Genomic DNA, 18766 nt, shown 5'->3' with positions numbered 1-18766 from the left:
CGCTCCCACGCACTCCAGCCTAGTGTTCGATGAAATCCGCGAATTTTCGCCGTGCCGCCGCCAGGCGGGTCGGCACGTGATAGCTGGGAAAGGGGCCGTCGGCGGGCGCGACTCCGCGTAGGATGTCCTTCGCCACGGCTACCTTGTGCACTTCGGTCGGGCCGTCGACGATCCCCATTTCGGGAACGTACTGCCACATGTCCATCAGCGGCGTTTCGTTCGACATACCCAGCGAACCGTGGAGGTGCAGCGCCCGATAGACCACGTCCTTGAGCACACCCGGCATGGCCGCCTTGATTGCGCCGATTTCGCGTCGGACCCTGCGCGTATAGGCCCGGTCCTGGTCGAGCAGCCAGGCTGCGTAAAGCACGTGAAGCCGGAACTGGAGGATCTGCGTGTAGCTGTCCGCGATCTTCTCCTGAACCATCTGTTTGTCGGCCAGCCGCTCGCCCTTGGTCGTACGGCTGACAACGCGCTCGGTCATGTATTCCATCGCCTTGTTGAGCATGCCGACGGTGCGCATCGCGTGGTGGATGCGCCCGCCGCCGAGCCGCGACTGGGCGACCTTGAAGCCTTCCCCCACCGGACCTAGGCGGCTGGCCTCCGGCACCCGGCAATTCGTGAAGCGCAGATAGCCGTGGACCCCGCTGCCGATCTCGTCCTTCGGCCCGACCGCCGTGTTGCGCACGATCTCCAGCCCGGGTGTATCGTGCGGAACGATGAGCATCGTGGATCCGTGATGTACGGGCACGGCCGAATCGGTGATTGCCATCACGATCAGGAATTCGGCGAGACAGGCGTGGCTGGCGAACCATTTTTCGCCATCGATTACCCACTGGTCGCCATCGAGCTTCGCCGTGCAGGAGAACTCGCCCGGGTCGGCGCCCGCCTGCGGCTCTGTCATCGAAAAGCACGACACGATCTCGCCGTCGAGCAGTGGCTGGAGATACTTGGCCTTCTGTTCGAGGGTCCCGAACCGGGCGAGAATTTCCGCATTGCCGGTGTCGGGGGCCTGCGTCCCGAACACGGTCGGGGCGAACCGGCTGCGACCGAGGATTTCGTTCATCAGGCCGAGTTTGAGCTGGCCGAAGCCCTTGCCGCCGAGATCGGGGCCGAGATGGCAGGCCCACAACCCGCGCCGTTTCACCTCGTCCTTGAGCGGTGCCATGGCGCGGGCGGCGGGAGATTTCGGATCGACATGCGCACCGGGATCCCTGAACACGAGATCCAGCGGTTCGACTTCCTCGGCGACGAAACCGCGCATCCACTCGAGCTGTTCCTCGAACTCGGGGTCGGTCGAAAAGTCCCAGCCCATTAGCGGCTCCGTACGATCTGCTGCGATGGCGACACCGTGTTCATTGCCCGGCGTACCACGCCCCATCGACCCACAGCTCGGCACCCGAGACGTATTTCGCCTCGTCCGACGCAAGGTAGAGGCTGGCATAGGCGATATCCATCGGGTCGCCTACGGTCCCCATCGGGATCGACGCCTTGATGGCGGCATCCTGTTCGGGCGTGATGTCGCCGAGGATCGGGGTCAATATCTGACCCGGAAAAATCGTGTTCACGCGAATGCCGCGCTTGGCGAATTCGAGCGCGCCGGCCTTGCCCATCAACCGGACGGCTGCCTTAGATGCGTGATAGGAAATGGCATTCGGGCTGCCCATCAGGCCATAGAGTGAGCTGATGTTGACGATCGCCGCATTGCCCGATTGCAGCAGGGCGTCGCCCGCCGCCTTCATACCCAGAAACACGCCGGTCTGGTTGATCGCGATCATGCGATCCCAGCCTTCCTTTGTTTCCTCGAGAATGCCGCCCGGATGAAAGATGCCGGCATTGTTGACCAGCGTTGTCAGCTTGCCGAAGCGCGAGACCGCATCCGATACAGCGGTTGCCCAGCTTTCCGGATCGGAAACATCGAGGCGGATGAAGGCTGCCTCACCCCCCTCGGCGCGGATCGTCTCGACGACGGCGTTGCCCTTGTCGCCCTGCAAGTCGCCGACGAGGACGGTCGCGCCCTCCCGCGCAAACAAGGTCGCCTGCGCTTCGCCCAGGCCGCTCGCGCCACCCGAGATAAGCGCCGACTTTCCCGAAAGTCGGCCTGCCATTCACTCTCTCCCGATCGTCGAATTATCCTCTGAAATCTTTTTGCACACTTAGTAGCTTGGAACAAGCAACAATAGTGTTTGCACCGGAATTCAGAATAAAGTCGTTTGGAGTCAAAATCTTAGAATTTTCCAACAGAGGCATATGCGCTTGTCGAAAATATTTGCTTGTCGAGAGCAAGCATGTGAGTCATGCTCTTGTAGCAGCGCAAATCGCGAGAATGGCAATAGCATCCGCGATCAGAAATTGCGCCCAGCGCTGGGAGAGAGAACCATGATCAATCAAGCGACGTACGTGAGCCTGCTTGCGATCGCGGCGGCCACATTCGGCCCCGCCACGGTCGCTCATGCACAGGAAGAAACCGATAGCGAACAGGCCGCCACCTCGGGCGGGCTCGACGTCATCGTGGTGACCGCGCGCAAGCGCGAAGAAAGTATGCAGGACGTGCCCGCATCGATCAGTGCGCTCTCCGCCGGCGAGCTCGACAAGCGGTTCGATTCGGATGTCAGGGATTTTGCTGACTCTTCGCCCAACATCGTGATCGACGATACGCAGCAGGGGCCAGGCGGTGTGGCAGCGGTCTACATTCGCGGAATCGGCGTCGCCGATGTCGAGAAATCGGTCGACCCGGCCGTCGGCGTGGTATTCGACGACATCTATATCGGCCAGAGCTCGGGCAGCCTTCTGAAGGCGATCGACATCGACCGGGTCGAGGTCCTGCGGGGCCCGCAGGGGACGCTCTTCGGTCGCAATGCTACCGGCGGCGTCATCAATCTAGCGCGCTCTCGCCCGACATACGACCTCACGGGCAAAGTGCGCGCGACCTATGGCAGGTTCGACACCTGGAAAATAGAAGGCGTCGCCAGCACCGGCTTATCCGAGAACATCGCGCTGAAGGTGAGTGGAGCCTACGAAGCGTCCGACGGATATATCTACAACCGCTTCTACGACCAGCCGGGACAGCGCTCGGAATTCTACGCCGTCGCGGGCGCTCTGCTGATCGAGCCCACCGAGAACCTCGACATCCTGCTCAGCTACGACCACCAGAAAACCAGACAGGATCCGCCGCAGCTACTGGCAATCAACCGCGACACGGACCTCTTCTGCGTCGCCTACGACCAATGCTCCCCTTCGCCCGGCGTGCCAACTTCGGGCGACCGCTATGTCAGCGTTTCGGACGGCCGCCTGCAGAAGAACGCGACATTCAAGCTCGACATGGCGATCGGCAAGGCGACCTACGACATCGGGGCGGACATGCAGGTCGATTACATCTTCGGCTGGCTCAAGACCGACGAAGAAATCTATCAGGATTTCGATGCGGCCCCGTTCACACTCTATCACACCGACCGGCCCGCCCGCTGGCGCCAGACGACGAACGAGTTGCGGCTGACCAAGGGCGGTAACGGTCCCTTGACCTTCGTGCTGGGCGCGTATCTGTGGGACTCGCGCTACACTATCAACCTGAAGAACTACATCGGCTTCGCCGGCGTGCCATTGCTGACGAGCGCGCAGGACGTTGCACAGACCAACAAGTCGTGGGCGCTCTACGGTGAGGCCGACTACGAGCTTGTCGATCGGCTGACCCTGACTCTCGGTGCGCGCTACACCAAGGACAAGAAGTCGAGCATCGTCAACGACCTGCCGATCTTGCTTTATGGAACCACGGTCGAGGAGGACCCGGTCGCGACCCTTCCCGGCGCGATTTCGATGGCTGCGCCCGTTCGGGAAAGCTGGTCGAAATTCACACCGCGCGTGTCACTGCGCTACGAACTTTCCGACGACGCGATGGTCTATGCCCTATGGTCGCGTGGCTATCGCGGCGGCGGCTTCAATGGGCGACCGGCAACGATCGGTGCGGCGACCATTCCCTACGACCCGGAAACGCTCGACAACTACGAAGCCGGCTTCAAGGCCGAATTCGCGAACGGGCTGGTCCGCCTCAACGGCGCGGTCTTCCTGATGAAATACGACGACATGCAGCAGGACCTCGACGTGCCGGCCCCGGGCACCTCGACCGGACGCGAGAACCGTACGATCAACGCTTCCTCGGCTGAATTCAAAGGCGTCGAACTCGACCTGACCGCCATCCCGGTCGACGGGCTCACGATACGCGGGAACCTCGGCTACCTCGACGCCAAGTACAAGGACTTCATGGGCGATATCTTCAGCACCGGGACGCCGGTGGACGCAACATTCCTCAAGATTCGTCGCGCCCCGAAATGGACCTGGAGCATCGGCGGAACCTATGAGGCGGCAGTAGCGCAGAATGCGACGGCCTGGGTGACCGGCGATATCCACTATATTGGCGGGCACGAAATAACCTTCCTCAACAACCCGAACCTGCGCAATGACGGACAATTCCTGATCGATGCCTCCGTCAACGTCCGGTTCAATCAAACCACGCTCAGCCTGTTCGGCAAGAACCTCGCGAACGAGGACGGCTGGACCATCGGCTACGACGTGCAGGGTGTCTGGAGCTATGCCGCCCCGCGACCTCGGCGGAGTTGGGGCGTCGCTCTGACCCAGACGTTCTAAGACGATCGCGCAATGGCGTCGGGCCCGCAAAGCGAACAGCGAAGATGGATCGTCACGGGGGCATCGCGAGGGTTGGGTCTCGCGATTGCCCAGGTGGCTGCCAGCAACGGCGATCGGGTCGCGCTCGTGTCACGTGGCAACGACATCGAGGCGAGCGCCAATTCGATCGATGGCGACACCATCGGCTTGGCGGCGGACGTCTCGGATCCGAAAGAGGCCAATGCAGTCTGCAAACAGGTAGCCGAGCGCTGGGGCGGGATCGATGTCCTTGTCAACAATGCGGGCCTGCATCGCGGAGGGCTGGTGTCGGCCCTGCCGCAGGAGGATTGGCAGCGCGTGCTCGATACGAACCTTTCCGGTCCGTTCAACTTCGTGCGCGCCGCTCTGCCGCACATGGGCAAGGGCGGATCGATCGTGAACATCGGGGCCGTGGTTGGCCTGCGGGGGTTTGCCGGTGATGCCGCATACGGGGCGTCGAAAGCCGGGTTGGCCGGACTGACCCAGGTGCTGGCGATCGAACTCGCTCGGCAGGCGATCCGGGTAAATCTCGTCATTCCGGGGATGATCTCAACCGATATGACCGACAACATTCCGGAACGCGCGAAGACAAAACTGATCGACGGAATCCCCCTTCGACGCGAAGGCACGCCCGAAGAACTGGCGGAAGTCGTTTGGTGGGTCGCGGGCTCGACTTACATGACAGGCTCCATAATCGCGAACGATGGCGGTCTGATGTGCAAGCTATAGTCGATTTGCCCGAGCGCCTCGTGCGCTGGCTGGACACAGAGGCCGGACTTGGAGATGCTCGGTTGGTGCGGCCCGTGGCAGGAGGCAATGCCAACGTCACCAGCCTGATCGAGACGGCGAATGGGCCAATGATCTTGCGCCACCCGCCTCAAGCAACCATTTCCAAGCTCGCCGGAGCAGGCATTGCTCGCGAATTCCGCTTCATATCCGCCATCGCAGGCTCGGCCCCGGTCGCTGAGCCAGTCCTGTTTTGCGATGATCTCGACCTCATCGGCGTGCCTTTCTCCATCACCCGCTTCGTAAACGGCGAAGCGATAACCGATCGCCTGCCCAAGACCTATCCGGACACCGCGGCCTGCCGCGACGCGATCGGTGCGGCGCTTATCGATGCGCTGGCCAGCGTCCATGCGATCAATCCGCCGTCTGCTGGGCTCGGCAGCATCGATAAGGGGCGCGACTTCGTCCTCCGGCAGGTCGAACGCTGGCGCGAGGAGCGGCGTGAACGCAAGGCGCGCGACCTACCCTTGATCGAAGCCATCGGCGGATGGCTTTCGGAAAACGCGCCGGCACCTGAAACGGTGCGAATCGTCCATTGCGACTACCATCTCGACAATGTGCTCATGGCTTCGGAGCAACCGCGCGTGAATGCGATCCTCGATTGGGAAATGGCAACGCTGGCCGATCCACTGGTCGATGTCGGCCTGGTCACCGCGATGTGGAATCGCGACGAGAGCCAGCCGTTGGGCTTTGCCTTCGTCCAGAGGATGTCCAACCATGCCGGGGTGATCGGGGGCGACGGTCTCGCCTTGCGATGGAGCCGACGGACCGGGCTGTCGATCGACCGCCTTCGCTTCTACCAGGCCTTCGCGCTCTGGCGCCTCGCCGCGATCGTCGAAGGGGCGTACGTGCTCCATCGCCTTGGCTTGGTCGACGGAAAATATGAGCGTGCGCTCGAACACGATGTCCCCTCCCTGCTCGACGCAGCCGCGCGGTTCGCGCGCGAAGAAGGGTTCGCGTGATGGAGGCGACCATGATGCACGAGCCGCTGGGAACGGCCGCCATTTTCGAGCACGGTGAACGCATCCACGCGACGAAACGGATAGGCTGTTTCGACGGCGAAGACATGACGTGGCAAACCTACGCGCAGACGGCCGAACGGGCGCGCCGCCTGGCGACCGCGCTTCGCGCCGTCGGGGTAGCAAACAATACGCGGGTCGCGACGCTGAGCTGGAACGACTTCGCCCATTTCGAGGCCTATCTCGCAGTCCCGGCGATGGGTGCGGTCCTGCACACGCTCAACCTTCGTCTCCATCCCGACCAGATCGGCTTCATCATGGCGGACGCAGAAGATGCGATACTGATTGCGGATAGCGACCTGCTCGGCGATGTGCTCGCGCAGGTCAATGCGCTGTCTGCGCTGAAGCTGGTGGTCGTCACGGGAAATCCCGCGACGCCCAAAGGCCTGACAAAACCCTGGGTGAGCTACGAAGAACTCATCTCAGCCCACGGCCCCATGGTCAATTTCCCGATCCCTGACGAAACCGCTGCGGCGGCCGTGTGCTACACCTCGGGAACGACGGGGAATCCCAAAGGTGTTGTGTATTCGCACAGGACAATCTTCCTTCACAGCCTGGCATCGATGGCGGCCAACGCCTTTGGACTTGGCGACCGCGACACCATCCTGTTGCTGCCGCCGATGTTTCACGCCAACGCCTGGGGCTTGCCCTTTTCTGGTTGGTTGGCCGGGTCGGATTTCGTGCTTCCGGGGCCGCACCTGCAGCCCGTCGCGATCCGCAAAATGATCGCCGTGACGGCACCGACCTTTACCGCCACCGTCCCGACCATACTTAACGATCTGCTGCGCGCGGACGCGGAGGATCCGGTCGACATGACCAGTTTCAGAACAATCGTCGCCGGCGGTTCGGCCGTGTCCGAGAGACTTATTGCCGAGGTTGAACGCTCTTGGCACGTGCCCTTGATCCAGGGATGGGGCATGACCGAAACGAGCCCCCTGTGCGTGCTGTCTCAGCCTGCCGCCGATGTGGTGGAGGCCGAAGCGCGCAGGCTGCGCGCCAAAAGCGGTCGTCCGGTTCCCGGGGTGAAGGTCCGTCTGGTCGACGACGATGGCATGTTGGTCGCCGAGAACGGTGCCGACGTAGGCAGGCTCCAGTTGAGGGGCGCCTGGATCGCAAGTGGTTATCACCGTGGCGTGGGCGACGACGTCCTGACGGTGGATGGCTGGCTCGACACCGGCGATGCCGGGACGATCGACGAGCGGGGCTACGTCCAGGTGACCGACCGCCTGAAAGATCTCATCAAGTCGGGTGGCGAGTGGATCCCTTCGGCGGAGCTGGAAAACCATGTATCGGGCCTGCCGGGCATCGATCTCGCCGCTGTGATTGGTGTGCCCGATCCGCGCTGGGAGGAACGGCCCCTCGCGATCGTGACTACCGTCGATGGCGCACGGCCCGATTTCGCCCGGCTGAGAGGTTCGTTGCGGGACCGGATCGCGCATTTCTGGGTGCCCGAATACTGGGCGCATATCGATGCCCTGCCGTTGACCAGCGTCGGCAAGATAGACAAGCAGGCCCTGCGTGAAGCAGTTGCGGCCGGCGACACAGAGTTTGAAAGGATCGACGAAGTCCAATGAGCGCATCATCGCCAACAAAGGGAAAGGCTTCACTTCGCGAGGTGACGAAATCGCAGGTTGCGAACCCGATACAGAAACCCAAGAAGCCGCGCTCCCGGCGCCGGACGCAGGCGGAACGCACCGCGCTTTCCGATGCGCGCATGTTCGATGCGGCGATGCAGCTGATCGTCGAACAGGGAACGCACGCGACCACCCTCAAATCCGTCGGCGAGCGGGCGGGATATTCACGGGGGCTGGCGTCGAGCCGCTTCGGGTCGAAGGACGCGCTGTTCGGTCAGCTGGTTTTGCATTTCAACACGAGCTGGACGCGCGAACTCGCCAACAAGGTGGGCGAACAGGGCGGTGCGCAGGCCTGTCTCGCCGCGCTGAGCGCGGTCGAAGGGTTCCTGTCGAGCCATAGCGGTTACATGAAGGCAATGTATATATTGTGGTTTGAATCGATCAGTTCGCACAACGACGTGCGCAGGCACCTTGCCGCCTATCACCAGATCTATCGTAGCGACATCGCGCACTGGGTCGAGGAAGGCATGGCGAGTGGGGAGATCGACAAATCGGTCGATGCGCAAAGCTATGCGTTCGGATTTTGCAGCTTCATCTTCGGCACGATCTACCAATGGCTCGTCGCGCCTGAGAGCGTCGATCTCGCCAAGGAATTCACATCCTTCCGTACCTCGACGAAAGCAACCTTCGGCATCGCCGACTGAGCTGCGCGCACTCATGTTTCCTGGCTGACCCCGCCTCGCCAACGGGCATTCACGCTTGATATTACATTTGCTAGACGCTAACAAATAAGATGAGAGCCCCCGCTTTCGTTTGGTGGTGGTAGGAGAGATGGCATGGCACCTGCAGCAGCGCAGCGGCATCTGCGAAGTTGTGTGTTTGCACCGGCGCAAGCGGACTGTCGGCGGCCTTCGTCCTGCGGACCTGACCGGATTGAGGCGAAGCAATAGAATGGGCCGCGCGGAACACCTCGACGACACGTCGCTGCGACCGGTGCTCGATGGCGTACGCGTCATCGAGTTGGCGGGAATCGGCCCGGCGCCGTTTTGCGGGATGATGCTCGCAGATCATGGGGCAGAGGTCATCAGGATCGATCGTCCGGGCGGAAGCGACCCGCTCTCGCAGGACCAGGAACGCGATGTCCTGTTGCGGTCGCGCCGGACCATCACCCTGGACCTCAAACAACCGGACTCGGTCGAGATCGTCGCAAGGCTGGTCGAAACTGCCGACGGCCTCATCGAAGGGTTTCGGCCCGGCGTCGCCGAGCGACTTGGCCTCGGGCCCGAGGCGATGATGGAGCGCAAGCCCTCTCTCGTCTACGGTCGGATGACCGGTTGGGGGCAAAGCGGGCCGCTGGCGGCCAAGGCGGGTCACGATCTCAACTACATTTCGATGAGCGGTTGCCTTGCAACCCTGGGCCCGAAAACGCAGCCGCCGTCGCCTCCGCTCAACCTGATCGGCGACTACGGCGGCGGCGGGATGCTGCTGGCGTTCGGTTTCGTATCGGCCTTGCTCGCGGCTCGGGCCGACGGCCGCGGCCGGGTGATCGATTGCGCGATGGCCGACGGCTCGGCCGCGCTCATGGCCGGAATGTGGTCGCTCAAGCACAACGGCATGTGGAACGGGGCGCGCGGCGAAAACCTTCTCGACGGCGGCGCCCCGTTCTATTCGTGCTATGCATGCGCCGATGGCCGGTTCGTCGCGATCGGAGCCATCGAAGCCAAGTTCTACGCGAGTTTTCTCGAAGCGATGGGCCTCGACGCGGACCCGCTATTTGCCGACCAGCACGACCGGTCGAGGTGGCCGACCATGCAAGCGCGACTGGCGAAGACATTTGCATCCGCTCCGCGCGCAGATTGGATCGATCGACTGGCGAGCGTCGACTGCTGTTTCACCGAAGTCCTCACGATGGAAGACGCCTTGGCGCACGAACATTGCCTCGCCCGGGACATCTTCTGCGAAGCCGACGGGTATGTGCAACCGAAGCCGGCACCCCGGTTCGAGAATACGCCAGCCGTCACGCCCAGAATGTGGCGCCGTGACGCCGACCGCGAGGACCTGCTGGCCGAGATCGGGCTGCCCGATCCTGTTGGAGAATTCGAAACCGGAGGTGCTCGTTGGGCGGGACGTTGACGGACCCGGCAAGAGATATTTGGATTTGTGGAGAGGATGGCAAATGACGACGCAGGAACTCGGTACGGCAATGGCGACTCGCAAAACCGGATCGGATGTGGACTTCGACGCGATCGGGATCGGTGCCGGTTTCGCGGGCCTGGCCTTGATCCATTACCTGCGTCAGGAGGGGCTGTCGGTCCGCATACTCGACCGCGCGAAGGATATCGGCGGAACCTGGAACTGGAACTGCTACCCGGGCGCGGCGACCGATAGCGAAAGCTATTACTATTGCCTGACCTTCTCGAAGGACCTGTTGCAGAAGTGGTCCTGGACGAAACGCTATCCCGGGTGGGAGGAAACGCAGGCCTATCTGAAGTTCGTTGCCGACGAATGCGATATGTGGCCTCACATCCAGTTCGACACCGAAGTGGTCGAGGCGGAATACCTTGCCGACCGGGGATGCTGGCGTGTCACGACGGATGACGGCGAGACCCTGACCTGCAAATATCTCGTCAGCGCGATGGGCATGATCTCGGAGCCGATGATCCCGAAGATCAAGGGCATCGAGCGCTTCGAGGGGCCGATCTTCCATTCCTCGCGCTGGCCGCGGGACCTCGACTATGCGGGCAAGAAGGTGGCCGTCATCGGCGCCGGATCGACGACCGTGCAGATGGTCCCGGTCCTCGCCGAAACCGCCGCCAGCGTCACGGTGTTCCAGCGCACGCCCAACTACATTCTCCCCGCAATGCAGCGACCGATGACCTCGGAATGGGAAAAGGAGATCAAAGAGAATTACGACGCCATCGTGCAGAAATGCCGCAGTCATTCGTTCGGAATGGCGTTCGACAGCCCGACCGGCAGGACCGTCGCAGATACGGCTCCCGACGAGGTGCAACGCGTGTTCGAGGAGAACTGGACGGGCAGCTTCCGCTGGGTCTTCGAAACCTTCGATGACTTGCTGACCAATCCCGAGGCCAATCGCCTGGCTTCCGAATTCATCACGCGCAAGATGAAGGAACAGGTCGACGATCCCGAAACCGCCGACCTGGTGGCACCGGATCTCGACGAATACCCGCTGTTCGCCAAACGCCCGCCGCTCGACCAAGGCTACCTGAAATCACTCAATCGCGACAACGTCACCCTGGTCGACATCAAAGACAAGGAGCCCCTGGTCGAGATCACCGAGGCCGGGCTGCGCACCACGCGCAAGGACCACGAATTCGACATCATCGTGCTGGCCACCGGCTTCAAGGCTTATACGGGCGCACTCGAGGCCTTCCCGATCCGCGGCAGCGAGGGTGAGACACTCAACGAGAAATGGCGCAAGTCGTCCGATTCCATAATGGGGACTTGCGTTGCCGGCTTCCCCAACCTGTTCATCATCACCGGACCGCAAGCGCCGTTTGCCAACCTGCCGACATCGATCGAGCAGAACGTCATCTGGATCGCCCGCTGCGTGCAGAAGATGGAGCGCGAAGGATACGACGTCTTCGAGCCGCGCATCGCGGCCGAGCGCGAATGGACCAAGCATACCGCGGACATCCACAACCAGACGTTGATGGCCCGGGGCGACGAGGTCAATTCCTGGATGATGGGCGCGAACCGCGACGACAAGGCGCCGCGCGTCCTGATCTATTTCGGCGGAGCAAACGCGTACTACGACAGGCTCGATCAATCGGCTGACGCAGGGTTTCCGGAACTGGAGTTCGTGAAATTCGGATGCTAGCGGAATGATTGATCGCGTCGATTTGCGCGGCGAGATGCGTCGCTTGAGGCAGCCCGACAAAGGGCTTCGCGAATTTGCCTGAAGAACGCCAAGCGAGAATGCGGTCAATGCGCGCCAGATACGCGAGGCCTCCATTTGTCCGTGCGAGTTTCAACGGACAAGCGAGGCCGCCAGCGGTGCGAATACGTTTCCCGATCAGATGGGTGGCCCCCGGAAGCAACGGTCGGGAAGAAAGGGCGCAGGTCTCGTCCTCGATTTCCGCAAGCCTGACCCGATTCATCGTGAAGTGTTCGCCCGGCGAGAAATCTGGATCGATGACGTTGCTGTAATCCACCGGATCGCGGTGCCTCTTCCGGGCCATCGGAAGGGATACCGAAAAGCCGAATTGCTGGGTTCCCGCCCGGCAGGCGTTGATTGTCTCCCAGGTTGGGGATGTGGGGTACGTGCTTCGCTCTCACACACTCGCTCGCCGCACCGGGAAGGATTGCCATGGCCGCGGCATTAGCAGGGCATCACAAGATTTGCCCAAATCAATTGGACCAATAATTCTCTTCCAACCTATCGGCGAATTCCTCGTCAGAATTTGTATCCCAGTTCCACGCCAACCAGCCGCCGAGCGCCAGGTGAAATGAAGGAGCCGCCGAACTCGATGGCCGGGATGACTTCGTTGAGATACTCTTCGTCGAGCACGTTGTTGGCGAAGACGGCTGCGTTGAATTTGCCGAAGTCGAGGCCTGCCCGCACGTTCAGCACGCCGAAGGTGTCGCGTTGCGCGACGTCGTAGCGGGCGTTGCCGACGAACGCCGGCAAGCCCAGCGCCGAGATTGGCAGAAGGCCGCTGAACAACGTCGGACGCTCCTGATCCTGGACCGAATGGAACCAGGTCGGGCCGGTCAGGCGATAGTCAGCGCGCAGGATCAGGTCGATCGCGTCGGTGAGCGGCGTATCGATCTCGGTCCCGATGTTGAGCGTCCAGTCGGCCGTATAGGGCGACTTGTTGCCGACGGTATCGGGCCGAGAGCTGTTGGCCGTTATCTCGCTGTCGGTCACGTTGAGCGCACTGTATAGCTTCCACCCGTCGACGATCTCCGCGCCGACGTTTGCCTCGAACCCTTTGACCTTCACCTTGTCGATGTTCGAGACGACGCGCAGCAGGCCGAAGGGGCCGACGAAGAATTCGAAGAACTGCATGTCGTCGATCTCGGTGTAATATCCCGCGAGATCGAATGTCAGACGACCGCCCGCCGTTTCGCCTTTGATGCCCACTTCGATCGCGCTCGAGGTTTCCTTGCGGTACTGGTCCTCGATCGTGACGTTCGAGCCGATGAACTGGTTGAAGTTCTGATCGATGATCGTCGATGAACCTTGGTTGTTGAAGCCGCCCGATTTGAAGCCGATTCCCCAATTCGCATAGAGGTTGAGGTTCGGCATCGGCCGATAGCTCAGGCTGACCTTGGGCTGCAGCTGCTTGAACGTCGCATCCTTGGGGGCCAGCGCGCCGAAGGCCTGCCCCGGATTGATCGGACCGCCGGTGAAGGGGTCCGTGGCGGTCGGGACGAGCGATGCCGTCGAGCGATCCTCGATATCGTAGCGCAGGGCGAGGCCGAGATCGAATTCGGGCGTGATTTCGTAGTCGATCGAACCGAAGGCCGCGTAGACATCAGTCTTGAAGCTGTCGTTGAGTAACAGCGAGGTAGGGTTGGAACTGTTCGGACCGTTGTAAAGCGTCGGCAGGACACCTGCGCCGGTGTCCGCGCCAAGGCTGACGCCTGTCTCGCGGTCGATGTTGAGATAATAGACGCCTAGCTGCCAGTTGAACGGACCGCCGCTGTCCGAGGCGAGGCGGATTTCAGCACTGATGTCGCGCTGGTCGCGCGTCTGAAGCTGGGTGCCGTCGCAAGTCGAAGGGCTGTAGGCGCCGAAGGTCGAGCCGTTGGCGGGAGCGAAGATGAAAGGCACCGGGATCTGCCCGATGAAACCAGGCTGGTTTACCGGGAAGCCGGTCAGGGCTGCGGTAGTTGCGAAGCAGGAATTGACCGCTGTCGCGCCCGCCGGATCGGCGGCGGCGATGTAGCGTGCGAAATCGGCGGATGTGCCGTCCGCCGTCAGACTTTGCTGGATATCAGAGTAAAGCGCCCATGCGGTGAGGACGAGGTCACTGCCGAAACGGTGCTCGACCTTAGCCGAGATGTCGAAGCTGTCCTGCTCGTTGGTCGGGCGAATGTTGCTGTAATAATTGAACTCGTGGCGGTTCACGTCCTCGTAGAAGGCCGGATTCACAGCCGCGAAATTGGGCAGGTGGAAGGAGGCGTTGAAGTTGATCGACGCGCCGCGCAGCTGCGAGTAGCGGGCCTTAACGTCGAGCTCTGTGGCTTCGCCGAGGTCCGCGACGAGCCGTCCATCGACGGTCCAGACCTCTTGGTCGTCGACGACTTTCGCATCGAGGAAGGTGTTCCGATAGAATCCGTCGGTGGTGCGGTAATAGCCGGACAGGACAAAGCCCAGATTCTCGGCAATCGGGCCCGCCACATGGGCGGTCGCTTCGAACGTGTTCTCGTTGGCATAGGATGCTTGCAAGGCGCCTTCGAAGACGTCGCCCGGCTTTAGGGTTTGCAGGACGATCGCACCGGCTGCTGCGTTCCGACCGTAGAGCGCGCCCTGCGGGCCCTTGAGGATTTCGACCTGCTGGAGCGTGCCCTGTGGCTGATTGAGCTGCGCGGTGTTGGTCTTGAGTATGCCGTCGACCACCAGCGCAACCGAACTTTCAGCATCGCGGGCACCGTTGATCCCGCGGATGTTGATCTGCGTGTCGCCCGCTTCGGCGGTACCGGTCACGATCGTCACGCCCGGCGTGAGCTGGGCGAAATCGTCGGCACTGTCGGCACCGGTCTTTTGGAGCGCGTCGGCAGTAAGGACCGAGACCGAGGCCGGCACGTCCTGCAGACGCTCGCTTTGCCTGCGCGCAGTGACGATGATCACGTCGCCACCCGCCTCATTCGCTTCCGTTTCGCTTTGCCCCTGCGCCGAAACTGCGGTGGCGGTGAACGGACTTGCGGCAATGGTGGCAAGCAGAAGCGTCTTGAACGAACGCATACGGAAATCTCCCCGTCTGTCGGCCCGGTAAAATTTTCGGGCGGCAAATGTGACTTGCGACGCAATATCCTTATTGTATACAATTCGAGTCGGTCAAGCCGTCAGGAGAGAACCATGTCGCGCGCATCCGATCGCGCCTACAACGCCATCCGCGAGATGATCATGTCGGGCGAACTCGCGCCCGGCGGGGCGCTCGGGGAGGAGGCGTTGGCAGAACGCTGCGGCGTCTCCCGAACGCCCGTGCGCGACGCTCTGCGCAGGCTCGAGGCCGACATGCTTATAAGCCGTACCGACACGCAGCGCAGCTTCGTCGCCGACTGGTCGCTCGACGATGTCGCCGATGTATTCGAGCTGCGGGCGATGCTGGAGGGCCATGCCGCGCAGCGCGCCGCCGAGCGGATGGGCGACGAGGCCCTCAGGTCGCTGCGCGCCTGCAATGCCGACTTGCGAGACGCCGTCCAGGCCAGCCCGCCCGATGTCGATCGCTTCCTCGAGCGAAACAAGGAATTCCACGCACTGATCATTGAGGCGGCCGGTTCGCGCAAGCTGGTCTCATTGCTCGCCTCGGTGATAGAGCAGCCGGTCGTCTGGCGGACCGCCCATCACTATGGTGCGGAGGAACTCCGCCGATCATGCGGCGAGCATGACGAATTGCTCGCCGCCTTCGCGCGCCGGGACGGCGCGTGGGCCAACTCGATCATGTCGGGCCACATCCGCCGCGCCTTCCACGCCTACGCAGATGCGCATCGTGGCCTCACTGCAATCGACAGGCAGGAGCGCAAGCGCGGGGCATGACCGATAAAATGTATACATCCTCGATCGAAATGGTCGAAGTGAGCCCGCGCGACGGGCTCCAGAACGAGCGCGCAATTGTTGCAACCGCCGACAAGCTGACGCTGATCGAGCAGGCCATCGCGACCGGTGCGCGACGGATCGAGGTGACGAGCTTCGTCAATCCGAAAGCGGTCCCGCAAATGGCCGGTGCGGAGCAGGTCTGCGCGGGACTGCCCCAGCGTGACGACGTGACTTTCATCGGCCTCGTCATGAATCCGCGCGGGGCGGAACGGGCGATCGCCACCGGTCGGATCGACCAGCTCGGCGCGGTCGCGGTCACGACAGACCGCTTCGCTATGGCCAACCAGGGGCAGACAAGCGACGGGTCGGTCGAAGCATCCAAGGACATCATCCGCCGTGCTCAAGCCGCTGGCCTTACCGGACAGGCGACCATTGCTGCGAGCTTCGGTTGTCCCTTCGAAGGCGAGGTGGCGGAAGACAGGGTTCTTGCCATGGCCGAGGCAATCGCTGAAGCCGATCCGGTCGAGATCGCGCTCGCCGACACGATCGGCGTCGGCAATCCCGCGCATGTCGAGCGTCTCGTGACCCGCGTTCGCGATGCGATTGCCCCCCTTCCCGTGCGGGTGCATTTCCACAACACGCGCGGCACAGGCCTTGCCAATCTCTGGGCGGCCATCGGGGCGGGCGCAACCGTCGTCGACGCATCGATCGGAGGCCTCGGCGGGTGCCCCTTCGCCCCCGGTGCTGCCGGCAATGTCGCGACCGAGGACGTCGTCTACATGCTCGAGCGGGCGGGCATTGCGACCGGCTTCGACCTCGACCTGCTGATCGAAACCAATCGCTGGCTCGCCGGCGTCATGGAGAAGCAACTGCCTGCGATGGTGGGCAAGGCGGGCGGCTTCCCGCGCCCAGAAACAAAACGAAAAGAGGAACTGGCCTGATGCGTTACCGGCTTGGCGTCGATGTCGGCGGCACCTTCACCGATCTCCTGCTGTTCGACAACGAGACCGGCCGCTTCTGGCGCGACAAGACGCCCTCCACCCCGCACGACAGTTCGGAAGGCATCCTCAACGGTGTCACCGAGATCACGCAGGCTGCCGGCGTCGATCCGGGCGAGATCGAGTTCTTCCTCCACGGAACCACTGTCGCGACCAATGCTGTGCTCGAAGGCAAGGGTGCGCGGGTCGGCTTGGTAACGACCGAGGGCTATCGTGACATAATGCAGATCGCACGCAGCTTCGTGCCGGGCGGCCTTGCTGCATGGATCGTCTGGCCCAAGCCGCAGCCGCTTGCCGCGCTCGAGGACACGGTCACGATCAAGGGGCGGATGGATGCCGACGGCAAGGAAGTTCGCCCGCTAGACGAAGCGGAAATCCGGCAGAAGCTGACCCAGTTGCGCGATTCCGGCGTGGAAGCGATCACGGTCAGCCTCATCAACGCCTATGTCGACGGGCGCAACGAACAGCGCATCGGCGAGATCGCGCAGGAGATCATGCCCGATATTCCGGTCTCGCTGAGCCATGAAGTGCTGCCCGAGATGCAGGAATACGAGCGCACGCTCTCCACCGTCGCCAACGCCTCGGTGCGGCCGGTGGTCGGGAAATACGTCTCGAACCTGCGCACCAAGCTCAAGCACGCCGGCGTCACCGGCAAGCTGTCGCTGCTGCGCTCGGACGGCGGCTTGATGAGCAGCCAGAAGGCCGAGGAACACCCGGTCAACATCCTCATGTCCGGCCCGGCGGGCGGCGTAACGGGAGCCCTCTGGGTCGCGAAGAATGCGGGCTTCAAGAACATCCTCACGCTCGACGTGGGCGGCACTTCGACCGACGTTGCGCTGATCGAGAACCTCGAGCCGCGCCGGATACGGACGACCGAGGTCGGCCACCTGTCGGTCCGCGCCTCCTCTCTCGATGTGAAGACGGTGGGCGCCGGCGGCGGTTCTATCGCCTATGTCCCTGAACTCACCGGCGCATTGCGCGTAGGGCCTGAAAGCGCGGGCGCGGTGCCGGGGCCCGTCGCCTATGGCAAGGGCGGCGACAAGCCGACCGTGACAGATGCCAACGTCGTGCTCGGCTATCTGCCTGAGGATCTGCTGGGGGGTGCGTTCAAGCTCGATCGCGAAGGCGCCAAACGCTCCGTCCAGACCATCGCCGATGCGCTAGACATTCCGTTGATGGAGGCCGCGCGCGGGATCATCGATATCGTCAACGAGAACATGTTCGGCGCGCTGCGGATGATCAGCGTCCAGCAGGGCTACGATCCCCGACACTTCGCGCTGATGGGCTTCGGCGGAGCAGGTCCGCTGCACGTCAATGCGGTCGCCAAGCTGATGGGCAGTTGGCCCGCAATCAGCCCGGTGTCGCCCGGCGTGCTGTGCGCGCTCGGCGATGCCACCACGCGCATGCGGACCGAGACCGCGCGCAGCTTCAACCGCCTCGCCACCGAAACTAAGGTCGAGGAACTCGTCGCGGTGCTCGACGAAATGGCCGCCCAGACCCGGACCGAACTGACCAATGACGGCATCCCCGAAAGCCAGGTGACCAGCGAATTCGAGGTCGACGTGCGCTATGCCGGGCAAGCTTTCGAAGTGCCGCTCACGATAGACCAAGCGACCCTGCGCGAGAAAGGCATCGAGGGCATCCTTGCTCGATTTGATGAAGAGCATCGCCGTCTCTTCACCTTCAACATGGAAACGCCGCACGAGATTGTGAACCTGCGCGCCGTGGCGCTGGGTGAGGCGCCGCAATTGCCCGCGGCCGAGCTGGAAAAAGGGACCGGCGATCTCTCGGCTGCCAAGATCCGCGACCACGCACTATGGATGGACGGGCGCGAACAGGCCGCGGTGATCTATGACCGCTCGCGCCTGAAACAGGGCGACACGATCCCCGGCCCCGCCATCATCACCGAAATGGATTCGACTACGCTGGTGGAAACCGGCTGCGTCGCCACCGTCGATGCCGTCGGTAATATTCAGATCAACCCTGCCTGAGGACGAAGCC

Annotated in this window: 13 protein-coding genes; 10 read left to right on the top strand and 3 right to left on the bottom strand. The window is 62.6% G+C overall.

Translation table 11 applies throughout. The features are described from left to right. Positions 1–19: 19 nt before the first annotated feature. Both ACN4E0_RS01520 and ACN4E0_RS01515 read right to left on the bottom strand, forming a co-directional pair. Positions 20–1315, bottom strand: coding sequence for an acyl-CoA dehydrogenase family protein (locus ACN4E0_RS01520; RefSeq protein ID WP_419564796.1), 1296 nt, complete (start codon positions 1313–1315; stop codon positions 20–22). A gap of 40 nt (positions 1316–1355) precedes the next feature. Further along, positions 1356–2108: an SDR family NAD(P)-dependent oxidoreductase gene (locus ACN4E0_RS01515; protein WP_419564794.1), complete on the bottom strand. Its 753-nt coding sequence runs from the start codon at positions 2106–2108 to the stop codon at positions 1356–1358. 292 nt (positions 2109–2400) lie between these two features. On the opposite strand from ACN4E0_RS01515, the gene ACN4E0_RS01510 reads away from it, so the two are divergent. The 7 genes from ACN4E0_RS01510 to ACN4E0_RS01480 all read left to right on the top strand — a co-directional run bounded on the left by ACN4E0_RS01510 (position 2401) and on the right by ACN4E0_RS01480 (position 11879). Continuing rightward, positions 2401–4641, top strand: coding sequence for a TonB-dependent receptor (locus ACN4E0_RS01510; protein WP_419564791.1), 2241 nt, complete (start codon positions 2401–2403; stop codon positions 4639–4641). Between the two features lie 12 nt (positions 4642–4653). Beyond that, on the top strand, positions 4654–5388 hold the full coding sequence (locus tag ACN4E0_RS01505) for an SDR family NAD(P)-dependent oxidoreductase (protein ID WP_419564789.1): 735 nt from the start codon (positions 4654–4656) through the stop codon (positions 5386–5388). Further along, positions 5316–6407: a phosphotransferase family protein gene (locus tag ACN4E0_RS01500; RefSeq protein ID WP_419564787.1), complete on the top strand. Its 1092-nt coding sequence runs from the start codon at positions 5316–5318 to the stop codon at positions 6405–6407. Before ACN4E0_RS01505 ends, ACN4E0_RS01500 begins: the two co-directional genes overlap by 73 nt. Next, positions 6407–8038: a long-chain-fatty-acid--CoA ligase gene (locus tag ACN4E0_RS01495; protein ID WP_419564785.1), complete on the top strand. Its 1632-nt coding sequence runs from the start codon at positions 6407–6409 to the stop codon at positions 8036–8038. The genes ACN4E0_RS01500 and ACN4E0_RS01495 overlap by 1 nt, the downstream gene beginning before the upstream one ends. Before the next feature lie 41 nt (positions 8039–8079). Beyond that, positions 8080–8742: a TetR/AcrR family transcriptional regulator gene (locus tag ACN4E0_RS01490; RefSeq protein WP_419564783.1), complete on the top strand. Its 663-nt coding sequence runs from the start codon at positions 8080–8082 to the stop codon at positions 8740–8742. A 247-nt stretch (positions 8743–8989) separates the two neighbouring features. After that, positions 8990–10171 carry a CaiB/BaiF CoA transferase family protein gene (locus ACN4E0_RS01485; RefSeq protein WP_419564869.1) on the top strand — a complete coding sequence of 394 codons (1182 nt, stop codon included), beginning with the start codon at positions 8990–8992 and terminating at the stop codon, positions 10169–10171. Between the two features lie 70 nt (positions 10172–10241). Continuing rightward, positions 10242–11879, top strand: a complete 1638-nt coding sequence (locus tag ACN4E0_RS01480) for a flavin-containing monooxygenase (protein WP_419564782.1) — start codon at positions 10242–10244, stop codon at positions 11877–11879. Between the two features lie 576 nt (positions 11880–12455). Here the strand turns inward: ACN4E0_RS01480 and ACN4E0_RS01475 are convergent. Then, positions 12456–14972: a TonB-dependent receptor gene (locus ACN4E0_RS01475; RefSeq protein WP_419564780.1), complete on the bottom strand. Its 2517-nt coding sequence runs from the start codon at positions 14970–14972 to the stop codon at positions 12456–12458. Between the two features lie 114 nt (positions 14973–15086). Between ACN4E0_RS01475 and ACN4E0_RS01470 the strand changes: the two genes are divergently transcribed. The 3 genes from ACN4E0_RS01470 to ACN4E0_RS01460 are packed head-to-tail and all read left to right on the top strand — an operon-like array spanning position 15087 to position 18756. Next, positions 15087–15767, top strand: a complete 681-nt coding sequence (locus ACN4E0_RS01470; RefSeq protein WP_419564779.1) for a GntR family transcriptional regulator — start codon at positions 15087–15089, stop codon at positions 15765–15767. Then, positions 15764–16708: a hydroxymethylglutaryl-CoA lyase gene (locus ACN4E0_RS01465; protein WP_419564777.1), complete on the top strand. Its 945-nt coding sequence runs from the start codon at positions 15764–15766 to the stop codon at positions 16706–16708. Before ACN4E0_RS01470 ends, ACN4E0_RS01465 begins: the two co-directional genes overlap by 4 nt. After that, the gene (locus ACN4E0_RS01460; protein ID WP_419564775.1) at positions 16708–18756 is read left to right on the top strand and encodes a hydantoinase/oxoprolinase family protein; all 2049 of its coding nucleotides are present in this window, start codon (positions 16708–16710) and stop codon (positions 18754–18756) included. The genes ACN4E0_RS01465 and ACN4E0_RS01460 overlap by 1 nt, the downstream gene beginning before the upstream one ends. Positions 18757–18766: the final 10 nt, after the last annotated feature.

Source organism: Qipengyuania sp. (genome assembly GCF_048550555.1).
Lineage (GTDB): Bacteria > Pseudomonadota > Alphaproteobacteria > Sphingomonadales > Sphingomonadaceae > Qipengyuania.
This window is presented reverse-complemented; position numbering and strand designations above follow the sequence as displayed.

Coding starts and splice junctions, on each gene's coding strand:
- ACN4E0_RS01505 (WP_419564789.1), top strand. CDS start 4,654: ATGGCGTCGGGCCCGCAAAGCGAACAGCGAAGATGGATCGTCACGGGG.
- ACN4E0_RS01475 (WP_419564780.1), bottom strand. CDS start 14,972: ATGCGTTCGTTCAAGACGCTTCTGCTTGCCACCATTGCCGCAAGTCCG.
- ACN4E0_RS01520 (WP_419564796.1), bottom strand. CDS start 1,315: ATGGGCTGGGACTTTTCGACCGACCCCGAGTTCGAGGAACAGCTCGAG.
- ACN4E0_RS01495 (WP_419564785.1), top strand. CDS start 6,407: ATGGAGGCGACCATGATGCACGAGCCGCTGGGAACGGCCGCCATTTTC.
- ACN4E0_RS01470 (WP_419564779.1), top strand. CDS start 15,087: ATGTCGCGCGCATCCGATCGCGCCTACAACGCCATCCGCGAGATGATC.
- ACN4E0_RS01480 (WP_419564782.1), top strand. CDS start 10,242: ATGGCGACTCGCAAAACCGGATCGGATGTGGACTTCGACGCGATCGGG.
- ACN4E0_RS01460 (WP_419564775.1), top strand. CDS start 16,708: ATGCGTTACCGGCTTGGCGTCGATGTCGGCGGCACCTTCACCGATCTC.
- ACN4E0_RS01465 (WP_419564777.1), top strand. CDS start 15,764: ATGACCGATAAAATGTATACATCCTCGATCGAAATGGTCGAAGTGAGC.
- ACN4E0_RS01485 (WP_419564869.1), top strand. CDS start 8,990: ATGGGCCGCGCGGAACACCTCGACGACACGTCGCTGCGACCGGTGCTC.
- ACN4E0_RS01515 (WP_419564794.1), bottom strand. CDS start 2,108: ATGGCAGGCCGACTTTCGGGAAAGTCGGCGCTTATCTCGGGTGGCGCG.